We start from the raw sequence: 15,943 nt of genomic DNA on the forward strand, positions 1-15,943 counted from the left end.
TAGAGTAGATAGAATCGGTCCCCCTACTTTTTGTTCAAGAATCTTTCCACCGCTTGATGATGCTCATCTGTTGCCCAAAGCTCGGAACAACGCCGGATCTCCCTGTCTACATTCTCCGTCAGTGCAGCCCTGTCCCAGCGGTCGAGCAGCTGCTGTTTATATGCTTTCAAGGTCCCCATACTCTTTTCTTCCATGCTTGTTACGATCGGGTGGTCTTCCAATCTATGTCCGTTACTCACGAGAGCATTGATGAATCCCAAGTCATACAAGGATTCTGCACTCCTTAGATTACCGGTCATCAACAGCTCCATGGCACGGGGAGAAGAGATCCTCTCATGCAGCAGGGTGCCACCGCCCCATCCTGTTGAAATACCCAGTCTTCCCTGGACGAATCCCATTTTCACATCTTCCGCCGCTATCCGCAGGTCACATGCCGCTGCGATTTCACAGCCCCCACCTACCGCAGTACCATTGATCAAAGCCAAGGTAGGAACGGGCAGAAAAGCCAGACGGATCAGTACATCCCCCATCTTCCTCAACATGCCGTAGCTCTCTTTCTCTGTTTTTAGCCCTTTAAATGCAGACAGGTCGCCCCCTGAACAAAAGGAATCCCTCCCAGCACCTGTTATCAGAAGCAACTTCACGCCCCCTTTTTCACATTCATCCAGGCATTGGGAAAACGCCTCGATCAAGTCGAAATTGATGGCATTTCTCTTTTCCGGGCGATTCAGAACGAACTTCATGATTCCGCTTTCATTCGTATGTATCTTAAATGATTCCAATCCTGTTCTCTCCTTATTAACCTTTATCTATGCAAAAAAGCGTGAAGAGCCATGGTCTCTTCACGCTTTTGCAGCAGTCGGCAATTATTTGCTTACTACTTCTTTACCTTTATACGTTCCGCACTCTTTGCAAACACGGTGTGCAAGTTTCATTTCACCACAGTTTGGGCATGCTACCATACCTGGTACACTGAGTTTGAAGTGTGTACGACGTTGTCTTTTTGCTGTTTTAGATGTTCTTCTAAAAGGTACTGCCATTCTTCCCACCTCCTTAAAAGATAGTCGTCTATGAAGCCAGAACGAACTGGTACTTCGCTTTTAAGATTTCTTGTTTTGATCAAGAAGTTTTGCCAAGTCAGCGAGACGAGGATCTACTTTCTTCTCTTCCTCTTTATCGACAGAATGAGCCTGTTCTTCCGTCATTACTTCCCAGTCCTTACCGGAAGGCATTTCATCCTGTTCCCTCGCTTCATCACTGAGTACCTGCATGGGAATCTCAAGTATCAGCAATTCTCTTATAGCCGGTTTTAAATCAATTACGTCCCCTTCGATGCGATGCACTTCCTCTTCTTCATACATGTCGTACTCCCGTTCATCGAGAAGATACGTTTCAATCGTATGGAGGTCGACGGGCACATCCACTTCGACAAGGGTTCTTGAGCACGGAAGGACCAGTTTCCCTTCGATATGCAGGTGGAAGGTGACACGATTTGACGCGATGTCGGCCCTGCCAGTCACATGGATCGGTGAAACTTCGATGACTTGCGGATCAATCTCTTTAATATCGTTGAGATCTACCGTTTCATCAATCGCCATTCCTTTATCTCTGTACTTTTGTAATTGAATGATTGACCATTTCAATTTGTCATCACCTCAAGGCAACAAAGGTAATTATAGCTTTCATAATACCGTTTGTCAATATTTTTTCTTTACACGCTTTTCAACGTCAGTGTTGCTATTATAACGTTTATATCGGACAGGTTTCAAATATTTTCTCATATTCCTTTATGGCACATTTTAAAGATGATGAGCGATCTTCGGGTATAATGGAGATGAAAGCACCACCTATATCCATTACGAAACGGAAAGGATGATGATACATTGAATGCAACTGGGATCATAGTCGAGTACAATCCATTTCATAACGGCCATTTGCATCATCTCGAAATGACCAAAGAATTGACGCGTGCCGATGTCACCGTGGCGGTGATGAGCGGTTATTTTCTTCAGCGTGGGGAGCCTGCACTTCTCGGTAAATGGGAGAGGGCCGGCATGGCGCTGCACGCTGGAGTGGACCTTGTAATCGAGCTTCCATACAGCTTTGCGACCCAGCATTCTTCCGTATTCGCTAAAGGAGCAATATCCCTGCTTGATTCTCTGGGATGCTCCAGCTTCTGTTTCGGAAGTGAAGATGGAGATATTGATACGTTCGAAGCAACGGCGAACGCACTGCAAACAAGGCAGGCAGACTACAATGCGGCCATCAAGATGTATTCAAAGGAAGGGTTGAGCTATCCTGCCGCCCTCTCAAGGGCCTTCCTGTCACTCGGTTTGTCGGAGTCCTTCATTGATTTGAGCAAACCGAATAATATCCTCGGCTTCCACTATATCCAGGCAAGGAATGAGATCGATAGCGGGATGAAGGCTCATACCGTTACGAGGAAGTCAGCTGATTATCATGATGAGCATTTTGCTTCGCCTACGATTGCAAGCGCAACGAGTATCAGGAAAGCCCTTTTCGGAGATGGGGACCGGGAGAAGATCCGATCGTTGATGCCACCCGAAAGCATGCAGGCCCTTAAAGCGTATGAAGATACATATGGCTCTCTTCATCAATGGAAAGACTATTGGCCGCTGCTTCAATATAAAATCCTCTCCACTCCCATTGAACAGCTACGGAGTATATATGAAATCGAAGAAGGGATTGAAAACCGGATCGTGGAATGTGCCAGGCAATCTTCGAGCTTCTCCGAGTGTATGAACAGGTTGAAAACGAAGCGGTATACATGGACAAGATTACAGAGGATGCTCCTTCATATCCTGATGAACGTCAGCAAAGAAGAAATGAGAGCCCGTAGCGATCGTCCGGCATACATCAGACTGCTTGCCATGAGTGCCTCTGGCCGTGAGTATCTACGGCAGCACAAGAAAGAGATTTCCCTTCCACTCATCAGCAAACTATCAAGTGCCGCCCCTGTCGAGGCAGCCCTTGATATCAGGGCTTCGAGCATTTACCCCATGGGCCTGAAAGACATGGATGCCAGAATGGTCGCCATGAAAAGGGAGTGGTCTACCCCTCCCCTTCAACTGCAAAAAAGCTGACCCCAAAGGGATCAGCTTTTTTTTGCTTTTAACGTTTGAAGGAAATCGATAGCCTCATCGAACGATTTGACGGGTATGATTTTCATGTTGGTATCGATATCCTTCGCCGTTCTGACGGCCCCCTTATAATTCGATTCCAAATCGGGGTATTCCTTTTTCATTTCTTTTGTGATGGTTTCGTCCGGAGCCAAGAAATATTCTGCCCCTGCTTTGTCCGCTGCTACAACCTTCTGCTCGATCCCGCCGATCCTTCCGACGGTGCCGTCCTCTGAAATGGTCCCTGTTCCGGCAATGTCATGCCCCTTGGTCAAGTCACCTTTCGTCAGCTGATCAAAGATCTCCAGGCTGAACATCAAGCCTGCAGAGGGACCGCCGATATCCTCGGTCTTCAGCTTCACTTTCGGATTGGTGATGATTTCCTTATCGTCTGTAAGGGTGATCCCAAGACCGACTTTATCTTTCATATCAGGAAACTCCTGCAGGGGGACTTCAGCCGTTTCTGTCTTCCCGTTCCGCTTAAAGGTGATGGCGACTTGATCTCCTGATTTTTTTCCTTCGACATACGAGATGAATTCTTTGGAGGATTGGAAGGCTTGATCATCGATCTTCGTGATCCGATCTCCTGCTTTCAATACGTCTTCTGCCGGCATGGAAGGATAGATGCCGAGGACATAGATCCCTTTATAATGGAATTCATATGGTTTTCCTGCCTTTTTGTATGCCACTTCAATGGCATTGTTCTGTGAATCTGCCATGAGCTGCAGCTGTCTGATATTGTATTCTTCATCCGTCTCGTGGGGGCTCCTGATCTCATCCACCGGATAGATATGCTCATACTTGCTCAGGCTCGCCACAATATAGGCAAAAATGTTTGCCTTCCCCATCCTGACGGTTGTAAGCATGAGCTCGCCCTTACTATCATATCCTTCTTCGACTTTTACGATCGGACTGAGTTCATGGGCATCGCCCGGCTTTGTCACATAGTATGGCAGATAATAGAATGATGCGGCCACCATAAGGACCGTCATGATGATCAGCGTCCTGATCAGCGTCTTCATTTTCATTGTTGCTACTCCTTCCAATCATCCAGTGCTTTTTTGATGGAGGGGATGATTTTCCTTGCTTCATCTTCCCCAATATCGATGATTTCCTCTATATTCTTGAAAGCCCTGGTACTGTACATTTCCACATGGGGACGGATCATGAAGTCGGATGAGATCTCCCGGTGCGCGACAATCTCGAGCTGAAGGATATCGATGCTCTGCATGATCACATCGTACACAGTCGTGATGTCGGCGTTTCGCTTCACGTGGGATACATCCACTCCGATGACAATATCCGCCCCCATTTCTTTCACGACGGATACGGGTACCCGGTCGATCACCCCTCCGTCCACGAGAATCCTCCCATTGATTCTTTCAGGTACGAACACACCCGGAATCGAGATGCTCGCACGGACCGCTTCCGCGATGGGACCGGACGAAAAGACGACCTTTTCTCCGTTCGTAATATCCGTGGCGACGACACGGACGGGGAGGTTGAGATCTTCGATATTTTTTTGATGGGTGAATAAGCGGATGAAATCCTTGATTTTCTTTCCTGAGATGAACCCCATCTTCGGTACGGTAAAATCCAAAAAGTATTTTCTCCTGAATGTGGTGGACAGCTTGTAAAGGTCTTCCATTTGATGGCCGACTCCATAAAAACAGCCTACCAGAGCACCCATACTGCTCCCTGCAATCATATCCACCGGGACCCCTTCTTCTACGAAAGCCTTCAGGACACCAAGGTGGGCAAACCCCCTTGCCCCTCCTGAGCCAAGGGCCAATCCAACTTTCGGTCTGTTCATGGCGATCCCCTCCGCATGCTGTTTGTTCATCATATGGTCTATTTCGAAGCGCTATGAGTATATTGGGTAATAAGAGGACAAGTTACCTTTATTTTATCAAACTTTCACATTATAAGGAAATCCATAGACAGGGCAGCACGCTCTAGGAGGGTATCGTTTGACTATGACTAAATGGAAAACCGTATTATTATCAGGCGGGGCTCTCATGATGGCAGCCGCACTGATTTCCATGCCGGGGGAATCGCTTGAAGCATCCACCCGGGGGCTGGATATCTGGTGGAAAATCGTCTTTCCATCCTTATTGCCGTTTTTTATCGTATCGGAACTGCTGATCGGCTTTGGTGTGGTCAGGTTGATCGGGATACTCCTCGAACCGTTGATGAGACCGCTCTTCAAAGTGCCTGGCGTCGGCGGGTTCGCCTGGTCGATGGGAATGGCTTCGGGATTTCCGGCAGGAGCAAGGCTCACGGCGAGGCTCCGTCAGGAACAACAGCTATCCAGGATTGAAGCGGAGCGTCTCGTTTCCTTCACCAATTCGTCCAATCCACTCTTCATCTTTGGCGCAGTATCGGCCGGGTTCTTCCAGAATGCCTCCCTTGGCATCATCCTCGCCCTCTCCCACTATCTAGGGAATGTTGTTGTGGGGCTGACGATGCGATTCTATGGGAGGAATGATCAAGAAGCCTCGGTGCGGTCGGCGCGAAGGAAATTCTCTGTCAAAGAAGCCTTTGCAGGACTTCACGAGAGCCGGATGGCTGATCATCGTCCCCTCGGTAAGCTGCTTGGCGATGCCGTATCTTCTTCGATCCAATCACTGCTCATGATCGGAGGATTCATTATCCTTTTCTCTGTACTGAACCAGGTTCTCTACCATTTGCATATCACGACAGTACTATCATCAGGCATCTCATCCCTGCTCTCATTCTTCCAGCTGCCGCCTAACCTGAGCATCCCCGTCATTCCGGGCCTATTCGAAATCACCCTCGGTTCACAGATGACGAGCGAATTGAGAGAGGTGAGCTTGTTTCAACAGGCCGTGCTGGTCAGCTTTCTATTAGGTTTCAGCGGATTCAGCATCCAGGCGCAGGTGGCGAGCATATTGGCTGAGACCGATATCCGGTTTAAACCGTTTTTCTTTGCCCGGATCCTCCATGGTGTCGCTGCTGCCATCATCACGATCTTCTTGTTCAAACCCCTTTTCGGCCGGGTGGCAGATGGAGAAGCGACAGGGGCAGTTCCTGTCATTTCTCAGCAGACTAGTTCCTTTTGGATCGATGCGGTTGATATCCTGTCGAAGGCAGGTCCCCTGTTCACGATCGTCTGCCTGCTTCTCTACTGCCTGCTATGCGCAAAAAGGCTGGGGTCCCCTTGAAGATCCTGGTTGAAACAAACAAAATCCGAACGGCCACCGGCATTCATTGAATATCGGTTCCGTTCGGATTTTGTTGTGAGAAGCATCAAAGTGCCTGCTTGTGTTTCAGTTTCAGAGCTTCTTCAACCGGCTTCGGGACAAGCTCCGAAATATCTGCGCCGTACTTCGAAACCTCCTTGACGATGCTCGAGCTCAAGAACGAGTATTGGTTGTTGGTCATGATGAAAAAGGTTTCGATTTCATCTTCAAGGACGCGGTTCATGGAAGTGATCTGCATTTCATACTCGAAGTCGGAAACGGCCCTCAGTCCCCTGATGATGGCACTCGCATGGACCTTCTTGGCGTAATCCACCAGGAGTCCCTGGAAGGAAGCCACTTCCACATTGGGTAAATGAGCCGTTGATTGACGGATCAGCTCCATTCGTTCTTCAACGCTGAATAAAGGCTGCTTAGATGAGTTGCTCAACACCACGACGTGAACTTTATCGAACACCTTCGCCCCGCGCGTGATGATATCCAAATGTCCGTATGTAATGGGGTCGAAACTACCCGGACAAACTGCAATGTTGGTCATAGTTCTATCCTCCAGATTTCGTTTAATCTTCCTGTTTAAAGATGGCAACTCGAATGATCCCGTATGTTTCTTCCCTTATCTTATGCAAGCTCCCCACCTGATCGGCCAAACGGATATCAGAACTATGCTCACACACAATGGAACCGTTTTCATTCAGAAGTGCATGCTCATTTATGGACGTGAGCAGATCATGGAGCTTCTGCTGTTTATAGGGTGGATCAAGAAAAATATAATCAAACGTCATTTCCCTTTTGATGAGCGCCTTCACTGCCCTGACTGCGTCATTGCGATACACTTCACTATGATCTCCAAGCCCCAATTCGGCAAGATTCATTTTGATTGTCTTGATTGCCTGATGATCCCGGTCCACGAATACGACCGCATCTAGCCCCCTGCTCAAGCCCTCGATCCCGAGGCCACCGCTTCCCGCAAAGAGGTCCAGGGCTGTTCCTCCCTCGAAATAAGGCCCGATCATATTAAAAAGGGATTCTTTCACTTTATCCGTTGTCGGCCTTGTCCCGCTTCCAGGTACGGCCTTCAGCTGTCTACCTTTGAAACTTCCTGAAATTACTCTCATAATCATCCACCATATATGTATTTTTCTTCATTATCCTATCATATTTCAACAAGAATCGCCACAGCCCGATTTTTTCAGATTGTAGGTATATTTCATGGGTCTTTGGTGATACTGTAGGTAACAGCATCTCTACTGATGTTGTTGCCAACCGCGGAGAAGACTTACGATTCCCCATAAGTTCTTCCTCCGGTTTCTCCTCTCCCTTTGCCTTCAATCCAGTAATGGATATGGAAGGACCCTGCAGTATGACTGCAGGGCTTTTTATGTTTGGCGCTCCTTTACTATTATGGCCAATTTTGAAATAATGGATGTCAATACATAAAGGAAAAGGGGAATACCATGATTCAACGTTTTATCGAGCTCGGAGAAGGATTTTCTGATATTTATGAGTTGATGGCGCTTGCTGAACACAACCAAGACCGGCTCAAGCATATGATGGCCTTTCATACGGAAGTGAAAGACCGCGCCGTCACGTCACTTGCCGTCGTGATGGAGCCCACCACAGAAGGCGGATTCCAAGCGATCTACATTTGCAGGGAAGGCGTGCCGAATCCACACGCGCTTCAGAACAAGCGCTACAGCCTGTTTGAAGAGACGGCCAGGGGTCTCGGAAAGACCGTCATCGAGATGGATGTAAAGCCGTCGACCCTCTATCCTGAAAAGGCGCTCTATTACCAGCATCTGATTGCCATACTCAGATTGAATCACTACATCCCTCCGTTGCAATAGAAAAGAGATGCCGTCACCCGGCATCTCTTAAAAGCCCATCTTATAATCGTACTCTTTCGCCTTATCAGGCCGTGAGTTCTCGAACACGGACTTAATAAACGGCTTGTGGGATGGGTCTACCCGCTTCACATAGGAATATCCCGAGATTTTATCCATGATGCTCTGGAGATCTTCCTGGTTGCAGTAAAGGACCACATATTTCATCTTCCTTGATACGTAATGCACATTTCCGAAGCGACGAAGGGACTTCGCATGCTTCAGACTATGTAAATAAACAACTAAACCTTGTCTCTCCGTCAACATATTGCTTCCCCTTTTAGGAATCACTTTTTTTCAAGTCTAGCATAAACCGAAGGAAACAATCAAGCGCATGATGACACGTGAACCCAATGCGAACGGAGTGAAATCGATGGACCTTGAAACCATTTGGCAACTATTCCTCAGTCATCTTCAGGCAGAAGAGCAGATCTTGAACGCCAGGGTTCAAAAGCGAGCCGGGATCCCTTTTTTGTATGTGGAGTCGGAACTTGGTCGGGAAGAACTGGAATACAGCATCCGGAAATGGTCTGCCCGGGCCATGCGGGGGAAAAGGCTCCACTCGGAAACGATTTTTTTCAGGGCAGCAGGAGACCTCTCTGTGTATCGGCACCGTTTCTATGTGCCGCAGGAGAAAATGTTCTGTTGTGGGAACCTCTGTCCTGATTGTGTCCGTTTCAAATAAAAAAGAAATCAGGCGGAATGGGATCCGCCTGATTTCTTTTATGCAGAACAGCTGCAGCTGCCTCCGGATCCGCAGCCTCCCCCGCAGGAACCTCCTCCGGAAGAAAAGAAGGGGTTACCAGAAGGAACCTTGACATTGGTCGAAACCGAATGCCCGATCAAAAGGCTGACTTCATCGAGCAGGTCCTGAAGTTCATTTTCAGCCCTTCGGAACTCCGCTACGTGATCATCGAGGTCCATTTCCCGCTTGACCTCACGGATTTCTTTCATCACCGTTTTATAATCGGGATGATAGCGGCCAAAACGCTGAACCTCTTCATACAGGTCCTTCATTTTGGTGAAACGCCTTACCTTGCGCTGCGTTTCTTCGTTGTTTTGCATTTTATATAAACACTTGCGATAGTACTCGACCACCTCTGACTGCAAAATCATCTGAGATAGTTCATCTGCAGTGTCCAGGATTTCCATCCTTTCAATAGTAGCAAGCATCATGCCCACCTCCATATCCGTATTCTAACAGAAATAGAGGCCGGAAGCGAATATGCTATGAGATGGTCACATAGAATTTTTTCTTCATGCCGAGTGACTTATTATCCATCCCTACGACATCAAGTTCGATCAAATGGGTTCCCTTTGGCATGCCTTTGATGATAAAAGCAGCCGTGCGATGCTCTTCATACACGTTTGCTGTGGCGGATCTGATCACGATCTTTCCAGCCGTGGCACCCTTTTGTTTATCTGTAAACGTCACACCCGTAGCGATGCACTCTACTAGCACCTCGTTGCCCCGGGTGAGATGTTTCACTGATAAGCTGTTTTGCACGTGTGCAGAAGCCGCTACGCTTTTTGGCTCCGGTGGGGTATCCCTGCACCCCGATAATACGGTAACAAGCCCAATAGCAAGAAGGGTTCTTCTTTTCATCTTCCATCACTCCTTGCTATTAGCCATCCCCATCCTTTCAATTATTATCCGGAGCTCTTTTCATCATTCACTGTTCATGGCCTGAAACATGGAAATCATCATCGAGGCCATCTGCACGCCGTTTGAAAACTTCTGCACCCGATGGGGGATTGTTTTTTCGAAATGATGAATCGAAGCGATCTCAAACTTTTCCAGTTGATCTGGATTCCTGGAAAGCGTGCGATACCACTGGGGTGCATCCCGGAGATATCGCTTCAAGTCATCGCTTGCATGGATGTATTCGATAATATCACTTCTCAACTCTGGTCCCCTCCTTAATCCTGTCTGAATGAAAACGGGTGAGAAGGCCGTTTGGGTTTTTCTTCCCTTGGCGCTGTATCTCCCTTACCGGATTGGAACTGACTGATGACACCCTGGACAGTCCCCAGCGCTTCACTTAGGTTGGTGATATGCTTCTGCAGCTGATTGGCGTCCATTTTCTTGACGATTTCCCCGACTTGGTCCATCCAGCCATTTTTCGATTCCTCTGCTTTTTTCTCTTCCTTTTGCTCGGAGGTTGCTCTGTAGCTGTTCCATCGCGTATCATCTTCCCCGAGAAGATACCAGTCCTCAAACAACTCCTGCCAGCTTGCCTGACCGCTCCTCACGTCCTTGATGATCTTAGGGTGTTTCTTCACAAATTCCTTGAATTCATTTACTTTCGGATGTAACTTCCCCACTCCCCACACCTCCCATTCAGACATTTACCTAGTACAGTGTATGAAAGGAGAAAAAGATTGGTGAAACGATCATGGATATAGTACGATGGACGGGACGTAAAATGAGTCATCATAAGGAAAGAAGGATGGAATACGATGAAAGAAGATTTATCGAGGCTTTTGAATGAGTGCATGGAACACGCAACAGAGGAAGATCTTCATTCCCTTCGTCAGCTGCTGACCGGCATGAGGAAAAAACAGGAGGATGGGGGACCGCTCCTTGGCGGTGTTTTCGCAATGGAATGGGAAAACGAGGAGGACACACTCACGCTCTCCATCCCGATCACTCCCCTTACCCATAATTCTCTCGGGATCGTACATGGCGGCATTACAGCCACGATGGTGGATACAATCATGGGGACACTGGCTAATCGGGCACTCCCTTCCGGATACGGAGCCGTGACAACCAACTTGAATGTCCATTATCTTGCACCGGGCACCGGGGGTGAATTGACTGCAAAAGGACAGATCATCCATCACGGGACGAAGACGATGGTCGTTGAGGGAAAAGTGCTCCGGTCAGATGGCAAGGTCATCGCCCACTCGACTGGCTCCTTTTTCATCTTTAAGAAATGAAGAAAGATCCCGGGAAGTCCGGGATCTCTTTAAGGAAGTTCAGGCTGTTTGATGAAATTCTGGGTATAGTACCCTTTATACACCCCGACACCGATATGGGTGAATGCCTTGTCCAACAGGATTTTCCTGTGCCCATCTGAATTCAGCCATCCATGCACGGCTTCCGGACCATCAAGGTACTGAGACGCGATATTCTCACCTGCCGTTTGATAGGAAACACCCCGTTTATCCAGCCTGTCCGTCAGGGAGCCCATGGCATCTGATTCATGGGAAAAGTAGTTTTTGTCATGCATTTCCCGGCTGTGTCCCCTTGCCGCGTTCGCCGTGGTTTCATCCCATTGGAGTGTCGATTCACCATATTGCTTCCTCATGATATTCGTGATGGCGTATATCTGCTTTTCGTTCGCTTCGTTTACTTCCTCCCATTCTTTTTCGGAAGGCGGCTCCTCTTCTGCCAGTTCCCCTCTATACATCATTTCATAAGGATGCGTCGCAACAAGGGTGTCACTGTCCATGAATCGGATACTCGATAGTTCACCGGTGAACTTGTCCAGATACAATTGGGCATACAGATCGCCGAGGGGGACCAGGAGTCTTGTATTGAGATCCTCTTCATTCAATTCAAATTGATAGGATCCGGAATCAGACTTGACGACGATTTCAGAGTCGACGATGGTGAATCGATAAATGTCCTCAAGCTTCTGTCCTAATTTATACGGGGCAACATCAAGGCCGTTCCCGATGGCATAAAGAGTGACCACTTTCTTGTCCTTGACCCCGAATTGTATATACTCAGTATCCGGCACATTGTAGACCCACCAATCATAGTTAAACGCACTGTCATCAATGCGGTCCGGTTCTCCGAATTCTTTTTTGATTTCGCTGACGTCCTTACCGATATACACGGATAATCCGGATTTCGGTCTTTCTCCAGGCGGGGTCTCTGTCGACTGATCCAGTTGATCATCTTTGTCCTCCAGCGTCTGGACGTCAGGACCCTTTAGCGGTTCATTTTCCTGTTTCTGATCCTGATAGATTCCGAACACGGTGAAAATGATCAGAATAATGCCGATCCTAAGCAAGGTCTTCAGATCTTCCCCCTCCCTTCTCTATTTACTATCATTATATGTTTCAGGTGGTAGAGGTAGTATCCTTTTGTTCAATCTGCCTACATTAAAGGATAGCATATTTTTCACTCTCTCAACACTAGGGATTCTCGGATTCAAGAAGTCGATGAGGATTATATTCAGAAAATGAGGAAAACATTGCGCAAATCGTCATCTTCTTCTACTGGAAGACATTGCATGAAAACGTTTTTTCCACTATTATTAATAGGAGAAGATAAGGCACCTTTTCGTAAGGGAAAGGCTATCGCTTGACCATCTAGGAGGGAATACAATGCATTTCACTGAAACTGGCTTTGAAGAGATTAAAGTCGACTTGAATCGACTGGATGACATCATGGAGTCCCACGGACTCGTCCGTGCAGGTCAATGGGATTATGAACGTGTGACCTATGACCGTAAATTCGAAATTCGCGAAGGCACGTTTTATCTGCGGCTGCAGGGCCATGCCGTTGAAGGGGACATAGGCAAGCACGATGCCATCATCCAGCTCTTGACACCGCTGCTCGGCAAGCACTACTATCCTCATGGGGTGGAATATGGAGAAGGCGAGACCTTCCCGAAGCATCTGATCACCTCCTGTGAGAAACTCTTGAACGATGTTAAGAAAGAAGCAGCCGAATTTGCTTGGTAATACATAAGACTGCCCCCGGGCAGTCTTTTATTATGTCCAGGCCTGCTTTGAAATTTCTTTTCCGCCATTCAAAATAACTGTTCAATCTTTTAGCCGTCACATATAATATAGATATAGCGTGACGTAGGAAGGAGTACTCCATTGGCTAGACTTAAAAACAAAAAGTTCTTGCTTTATCTCGGGCTGTTCATCGTGTTCATCCTGCTCTGTCTTTTCATACTGCCCATTTCATTGCCACTGATCTTGGCATTCATGACGGCCTTGATTCTGGAACCATCAGTCAGAATGCTTCAAGGGCGTTTCGATTGGAAACGGAAAGTGGCGGTCATGAGCATCTTTATACTCTTTTTGCTCCTTTTGGGCGTCACCAGTTATTTTGTGACAACCAAAGTCGTTGGAGAAGGGGTCAAACTCGTTGAAAACACCCCTCACTATATTTCAAAGGTAGGAGACATATGGGAAGAATATGAGGATCGACTCCTCGACTTATCCAAAGACCTCCCCGATACAATCGTAAAGGAATTCTCTAATGATGTGCAGCACTTCCTGGACCGGTCAAAATCCAAGATCCTGCAGTCCTTCAATTTAGAAAAGATAAGTGCGTATCTAACATACATACCCAACTTCCTGGTCAGCCTTCTCGTCTTTCTCATTGCACTGTTCCTGTTCATGCTTGATCTCCCCCGCATCAAACATATGATCTACAGTCATTTGACAGATGCGACGGCTGAAAAGGTAAACTTTATGATCTCGAGGATGACAGGGGTATTCTTCGGATTCTTCAAGGCTCAGTTCCTGGTCAGCATCCTCATCTTCATCGTGACGTTGATCGGATTGCTCATCATCGCCCCTGAAGTGGCCATCATCATGTCGGTCATCATCTGGTTCATTGATTTCCTGCCCCTCGTTGGTTCCATTGCCATACTTGGACCGTGGGCTCTTTACCACTTCATCACGGGAGACATCAGTCTTGGGACGCAGCTTTCAGTGCTCGCTGCCATCCTCCTGATCATCAGAAGGACGGTCGAACCAAAAGTCATGGGTACGCATATCGGACTCTCTCCCCTGGCAACACTTATCGCCATGTATCTCGGCCTCAAGCTCTTCGGAGTCATGGGATTCGTCATTGGTCCTTTTTTGCTGATCCTGTTCAACTCCGCTAAGGAAGCGGGGATCATCAAGCTCAATTTCAAATTGTAACACCGTACAAAAGGAGCCCCGTCTGGAGCTCCTTTTGTCGTTGAATCAGAAAAAATCCTGGAAGCAGGTCGGCCTTGCCGTACTGATCGATTCAAGCATGGTCACCTCGCCCGCGCCGATATGGCCCATGGCTGCTAAATCCACGGCACTCAAAAAGCCGAAGGCGAAAGCTGTAAATTCCCTTATGTCCAATTCGACGTCTGCTTGGTCGCCCTTACGTCGTTCCACCCCATTCACCGATAGATGATAGGTAGTCGAATTCCAAGGAGCATATTGATCCACCACTTTCAATGTAAAGGCTTCGAAGCGTCCTGCATCCAGCAGATACGTTGCGAGAAACGGCTCCACATCCACGACCCTCGCCATGAAATAAGGATATTCCTCCACCTTGATGCGTGGATTTTTCAGCATAAGAGGTAAAACCTCCCCTTCTGCCAGTTTCACCTTAACCGTTTCAACCATGGAATCATGCTGGCAAATAAAATTCCACAGCCCCCTCCGTGCCCCGGATGTCAGAGGGAGGAATTCATCGACGGTCATCGTGCCTTCGGAGATCGTATATAGTATGTATCCTTCCATTTCACTGGCATGATAGGTCGCGATGGACCATCGTTCCTCTTTCTTCTTCCACCATGCATCCGTACGGACAAGCATCCCATTATGTTTCTGTGCGTAACGGTCATAGATTTCCTTCAATTCTTTGGTGACCCGTCCACGCCGAATGGTACCCATTGTGGGTGGTATAGGACTTAAATCCTTCTGCCCCACTGTCATCTGACGATAGGATGCAAACAGCTCCCAGCCGAATTTCCGGTAAAAATCGATATAAAATGGGTGGAGCATGGATATGATCTGCCCGGACCCCTTCATTTCTTCAAGGGTGTGGAGTAGCAGTTCCCGTACATAGCCGTTCCTTCTATATTCCGGATAGGTGGCGACTCCCGCTACACCTCCCATGGGGATCATCCGTTCTCCAAACCAGGTTTGAAAAGGCATGAGGTGAAGCTTGGCCGCCAGGTGATCGTCGTGGAAGATCCCAAAGATCTTCTGATCCCTCATCTGTTCACGTCTTTGTTCCCGCTCCTCTTCAGACAGCTTATGTTGAAACGCGTATTCTGATAGCTGCAGGGACTGGCTATAGTCTCGATCTTCAAGTGTTCGTATCATCGTATATCCTCCTCCCACCTTAAACTATTCGGTAAAGAACATATGATATCCTCTAATTGATCAACCCCTTCCACCACAGGTTCCGGAATCACTCACGTTCTGCAATGCGTGAAAACAAAAAAAACCGCCAAAAAGCTGGCGGCTGTTTGATCAATTTCCAAGAATGGCCTTGATGACGGAAGTCGTCTCCCCTCCGTGGTAAAAGACGTACAGAAGCAAATATACTGCTACACCGGTGATAGCGGTAAAGAACCAAATGATGCTCGTGATGGGACCAAGTTTCCTGTGTCTTTTCAGACGATCTTGATAGCCTGTCCATAAGCTCATCAGCCCGAAAACCGCACCGATTGTGGCCAATGTAATATGGAAAACGAGGAAGATCGTGTAGTAGATCTTCAGATCATCGGGACCTCCGAATGAAGTGTTCCCAATGAATATAGTACGACTGGCATAGATGATGAAGAAAATGAGGGCAAAGATGCCTGCCAACGTCATGGTCTTCTGATGTTTTTCGAATTCCCTTTTCTTTATTTGCCACCAACCGATGGCAACGGTGATCGCACTAAGGACGATAAAGCTCGTGCTGATCGTAGGTAAGACTGGTAACGACATAATCTCATATCCTCGCTTTTTCTAG

Annotated in this window: 22 protein-coding genes; 7 read left to right on the forward strand and 15 right to left on the reverse strand. The window is 47.7% G+C overall.

Annotated elements, in window-relative coordinates:
• Positions 1 to 23 precede the first annotated feature (23 nt).
• The 3 genes from ACNA6I_RS07700 to ACNA6I_RS07710 form a co-directional block, all read right to left on the reverse strand.
• Positions 24 to 782, reverse strand: coding sequence for an enoyl-CoA hydratase/isomerase family protein (locus ACNA6I_RS07700; protein ID WP_249931587.1), 759 nt, complete (start codon positions 780 to 782; stop codon positions 24 to 26).
• A gap of 84 nt (positions 783 to 866) precedes the next feature.
• On the reverse strand, positions 867 to 1,040 hold the full coding sequence (gene rpmF, locus ACNA6I_RS07705; RefSeq protein ID WP_034755898.1) for a 50S ribosomal protein L32: 174 nt from the start codon (positions 1,038 to 1,040) through the stop codon (positions 867 to 869).
• Between the two features lie 60 nt (positions 1,041 to 1,100).
• Entirely contained in the window at positions 1,101 to 1,643 is a 543-nt protein-coding gene (locus ACNA6I_RS07710) for a YceD family protein (protein WP_048004151.1), read from the reverse strand.
• A 240-nt stretch (positions 1,644 to 1,883) separates the two neighbouring features.
• Here ACNA6I_RS07710 and ACNA6I_RS07715 point away from each other — a divergent pair, with 240 nt between their 5' ends.
• A complete protein-coding gene (locus ACNA6I_RS07715; protein ID WP_416313130.1) occupies positions 1,884 to 3,104 on the forward strand; it encodes a nucleotidyltransferase in 1,221 nt (406 codons plus the stop codon).
• A gap of 11 nt (positions 3,105 to 3,115) precedes the next feature.
• Here the strand turns inward: ACNA6I_RS07715 and ACNA6I_RS07720 are convergent, their stop codons facing one another.
• A complete protein-coding gene (locus ACNA6I_RS07720) occupies positions 3,116 to 4,168 on the reverse strand; it encodes a SepM family pheromone-processing serine protease (RefSeq protein ID WP_048013042.1) in 1,053 nt (350 codons plus the stop codon).
• A 5-nt stretch (positions 4,169 to 4,173) separates the two neighbouring features.
• Positions 4,174 to 4,953 (reverse strand): patatin-like phospholipase family protein, encoded by a 780-nt coding sequence (locus ACNA6I_RS07725; protein ID WP_416313131.1) that lies wholly within the window; start codon positions 4,951 to 4,953, stop codon positions 4,174 to 4,176.
• 163 nt (positions 4,954 to 5,116) lie between these two features.
• Between ACNA6I_RS07725 and ylbJ the strand changes: the two genes are divergently transcribed.
• The gene (gene ylbJ, locus ACNA6I_RS07730) at positions 5,117 to 6,325 is read left to right on the forward strand and encodes a sporulation integral membrane protein YlbJ (protein WP_048013041.1); all 1,209 of its coding nucleotides are present in this window, start codon (positions 5,117 to 5,119) and stop codon (positions 6,323 to 6,325) included.
• 85 nt (positions 6,326 to 6,410) lie between these two features.
• On the opposite strand, the gene coaD is transcribed toward ylbJ, so the two are convergent.
• Positions 6,411 to 6,899, reverse strand: coding sequence for a pantetheine-phosphate adenylyltransferase (gene coaD / locus ACNA6I_RS07735; RefSeq protein ID WP_048004156.1), 489 nt, complete (start codon positions 6,897 to 6,899; stop codon positions 6,411 to 6,413).
• Positions 6,900 to 6,921: 22 nt separating this feature from the next.
• Complete coding sequence (rsmD, locus tag ACNA6I_RS07740) at positions 6,922 to 7,476, reverse strand: 16S rRNA (guanine(966)-N(2))-methyltransferase RsmD (RefSeq protein ID WP_416313132.1); 555 nt, start codon at positions 7,474 to 7,476, stop codon at positions 6,922 to 6,924.
• Positions 7,477 to 7,815: 339 nt separating this feature from the next.
• Here rsmD and ACNA6I_RS07745 point away from each other — a divergent pair, with 339 nt between their 5' ends.
• On the forward strand, positions 7,816 to 8,205 hold the full coding sequence (locus tag ACNA6I_RS07745) for a hypothetical protein (protein ID WP_048004158.1): 390 nt from the start codon (positions 7,816 to 7,818) through the stop codon (positions 8,203 to 8,205).
• A 27-nt stretch (positions 8,206 to 8,232) separates the two neighbouring features.
• Here ACNA6I_RS07745 and ACNA6I_RS07750 read toward each other — a convergent pair whose 3' ends face one another.
• A complete protein-coding gene (locus ACNA6I_RS07750; protein ID WP_048004159.1) occupies positions 8,233 to 8,508 on the reverse strand; it encodes a YlbG family protein in 276 nt (91 codons plus the stop codon).
• 67 nt (positions 8,509 to 8,575) lie between these two features.
• Between ACNA6I_RS07750 and ACNA6I_RS07755 the strand changes: the two genes are divergently transcribed.
• Positions 8,576 to 8,926, forward strand: a complete 351-nt coding sequence (locus ACNA6I_RS07755) for a hypothetical protein (protein WP_053072120.1) — start codon at positions 8,576 to 8,578, stop codon at positions 8,924 to 8,926.
• 38 nt (positions 8,927 to 8,964) lie between these two features.
• Here ACNA6I_RS07755 and ACNA6I_RS07760 read toward each other — a convergent pair whose 3' ends face one another.
• From ACNA6I_RS07760 to ACNA6I_RS07775, 4 genes are all read right to left on the reverse strand, one after another.
• On the reverse strand, positions 8,965 to 9,414 hold the full coding sequence (locus tag ACNA6I_RS07760) for a YlbF family regulator (protein WP_048004160.1): 450 nt from the start codon (positions 9,412 to 9,414) through the stop codon (positions 8,965 to 8,967).
• 55 nt (positions 9,415 to 9,469) lie between these two features.
• Entirely contained in the window at positions 9,470 to 9,847 is a 378-nt protein-coding gene (locus ACNA6I_RS07765) for a hypothetical protein (RefSeq protein ID WP_063191184.1), read from the reverse strand.
• A gap of 63 nt (positions 9,848 to 9,910) precedes the next feature.
• Complete coding sequence (locus ACNA6I_RS07770) at positions 9,911 to 10,147, reverse strand: YlbE-like family protein (RefSeq protein WP_048004162.1); 237 nt, start codon at positions 10,145 to 10,147, stop codon at positions 9,911 to 9,913.
• 14 nt (positions 10,148 to 10,161) lie between these two features.
• On the reverse strand, positions 10,162 to 10,566 hold the full coding sequence (locus ACNA6I_RS07775) for a YlbD family protein (RefSeq protein ID WP_231578820.1): 405 nt from the start codon (positions 10,564 to 10,566) through the stop codon (positions 10,162 to 10,164).
• A 135-nt stretch (positions 10,567 to 10,701) separates the two neighbouring features.
• On the opposite strand from ACNA6I_RS07775, the gene ACNA6I_RS07780 reads away from it, so the two are divergent.
• On the forward strand, positions 10,702 to 11,181 hold the full coding sequence (locus ACNA6I_RS07780) for a PaaI family thioesterase (protein WP_048013039.1): 480 nt from the start codon (positions 10,702 to 10,704) through the stop codon (positions 11,179 to 11,181).
• A gap of 29 nt (positions 11,182 to 11,210) precedes the next feature.
• On the opposite strand, the gene ACNA6I_RS07785 is transcribed toward ACNA6I_RS07780, so the two are convergent.
• The gene (locus ACNA6I_RS07785; protein WP_231578818.1) at positions 11,211 to 12,263 is read right to left on the reverse strand and encodes a CAP domain-containing protein; all 1,053 of its coding nucleotides are present in this window, start codon (positions 12,261 to 12,263) and stop codon (positions 11,211 to 11,213) included.
• Positions 12,264 to 12,579: 316 nt separating this feature from the next.
• On the opposite strand from ACNA6I_RS07785, the gene ACNA6I_RS07790 reads away from it, so the two are divergent.
• Positions 12,580 to 12,939: a YugN family protein gene (locus ACNA6I_RS07790; protein ID WP_048004165.1), complete on the forward strand. Its 360-nt coding sequence runs from the start codon at positions 12,580 to 12,582 to the stop codon at positions 12,937 to 12,939.
• Positions 12,940 to 13,080: 141 nt separating this feature from the next.
• The gene (gene ytvI / locus ACNA6I_RS07795; protein ID WP_048004166.1) at positions 13,081 to 14,139 is read left to right on the forward strand and encodes a sporulation integral membrane protein YtvI; all 1,059 of its coding nucleotides are present in this window, start codon (positions 13,081 to 13,083) and stop codon (positions 14,137 to 14,139) included.
• 45 nt (positions 14,140 to 14,184) lie between these two features.
• On the opposite strand, the gene eis is transcribed toward ytvI, so the two are convergent.
• Together eis and ACNA6I_RS07805 are read right to left on the reverse strand one after the other, a co-directional pair.
• Complete coding sequence (eis, locus tag ACNA6I_RS07800; protein ID WP_416313133.1) at positions 14,185 to 15,306, reverse strand: enhanced intracellular survival protein Eis; 1,122 nt, start codon at positions 15,304 to 15,306, stop codon at positions 14,185 to 14,187.
• Positions 15,307 to 15,456: 150 nt separating this feature from the next.
• Positions 15,457 to 15,918 (reverse strand): DUF420 domain-containing protein, encoded by a 462-nt coding sequence (locus tag ACNA6I_RS07805; RefSeq protein ID WP_048004168.1) that lies wholly within the window; start codon positions 15,916 to 15,918, stop codon positions 15,457 to 15,459.
• Positions 15,919 to 15,943 lie beyond the last annotated feature (25 nt).

The organism is Rossellomorea sp. FS2 (assembly GCF_047915635.1).
GTDB lineage: Bacteria > Bacillota > Bacilli > Bacillales > Bacillaceae_B > Rossellomorea > Rossellomorea marisflavi_A.

Bases quoted from the DNA above. Each gene is read 5' to 3' on its own strand.
- ACNA6I_RS07760 (WP_048004160.1), bottom strand. From the start codon at position 9,414: ATGCTTGCTACTATTGAAAGGATGGAAATCCTGGACACTGCAGATGAA.
- ACNA6I_RS07745 (WP_048004158.1), top strand. From the start codon at position 7,816: ATGATTCAACGTTTTATCGAGCTCGGAGAAGGATTTTCTGATATTTAT.
- ACNA6I_RS07805 (WP_048004168.1), bottom strand. From the start codon at position 15,918: ATGTCGTTACCAGTCTTACCTACGATCAGCACGAGCTTTATCGTCCTT.
- ACNA6I_RS07755 (WP_053072120.1), top strand. From the start codon at position 8,576: ATGATGACACGTGAACCCAATGCGAACGGAGTGAAATCGATGGACCTT.
- ylbJ (WP_048013041.1), top strand. From the start codon at position 5,117: ATGACTAAATGGAAAACCGTATTATTATCAGGCGGGGCTCTCATGATG.
- ACNA6I_RS07790 (WP_048004165.1), top strand. From the start codon at position 12,580: ATGCATTTCACTGAAACTGGCTTTGAAGAGATTAAAGTCGACTTGAAT.
- coaD (WP_048004156.1), bottom strand. From the start codon at position 6,899: ATGACCAACATTGCAGTTTGTCCGGGTAGTTTCGACCCCATTACATAC.
- ACNA6I_RS07765 (WP_063191184.1), bottom strand. From the start codon at position 9,847: ATGAAAAGAAGAACCCTTCTTGCTATTGGGCTTGTTACCGTATTATCG.
- rpmF (WP_034755898.1), bottom strand. From the start codon at position 1,040: ATGGCAGTACCTTTTAGAAGAACATCTAAAACAGCAAAAAGACAACGT.
- ACNA6I_RS07780 (WP_048013039.1), top strand. From the start codon at position 10,702: ATGAAAGAAGATTTATCGAGGCTTTTGAATGAGTGCATGGAACACGCA.
- ACNA6I_RS07725 (WP_416313131.1), bottom strand. From the start codon at position 4,953: ATGAACAGACCGAAAGTTGGATTGGCCCTTGGCTCAGGAGGGGCAAGG.
- eis (WP_416313133.1), bottom strand. From the start codon at position 15,306: ATGATACGAACACTTGAAGATCGAGACTATAGCCAGTCCCTGCAGCTA.
- ACNA6I_RS07750 (WP_048004159.1), bottom strand. From the start codon at position 8,508: ATGTTGACGGAGAGACAAGGTTTAGTTGTTTATTTACATAGTCTGAAG.
- ACNA6I_RS07720 (WP_048013042.1), bottom strand. From the start codon at position 4,168: ATGAAAATGAAGACGCTGATCAGGACGCTGATCATCATGACGGTCCTT.
- rsmD (WP_416313132.1), bottom strand. From the start codon at position 7,476: ATGAGAGTAATTTCAGGAAGTTTCAAAGGTAGACAGCTGAAGGCCGTA.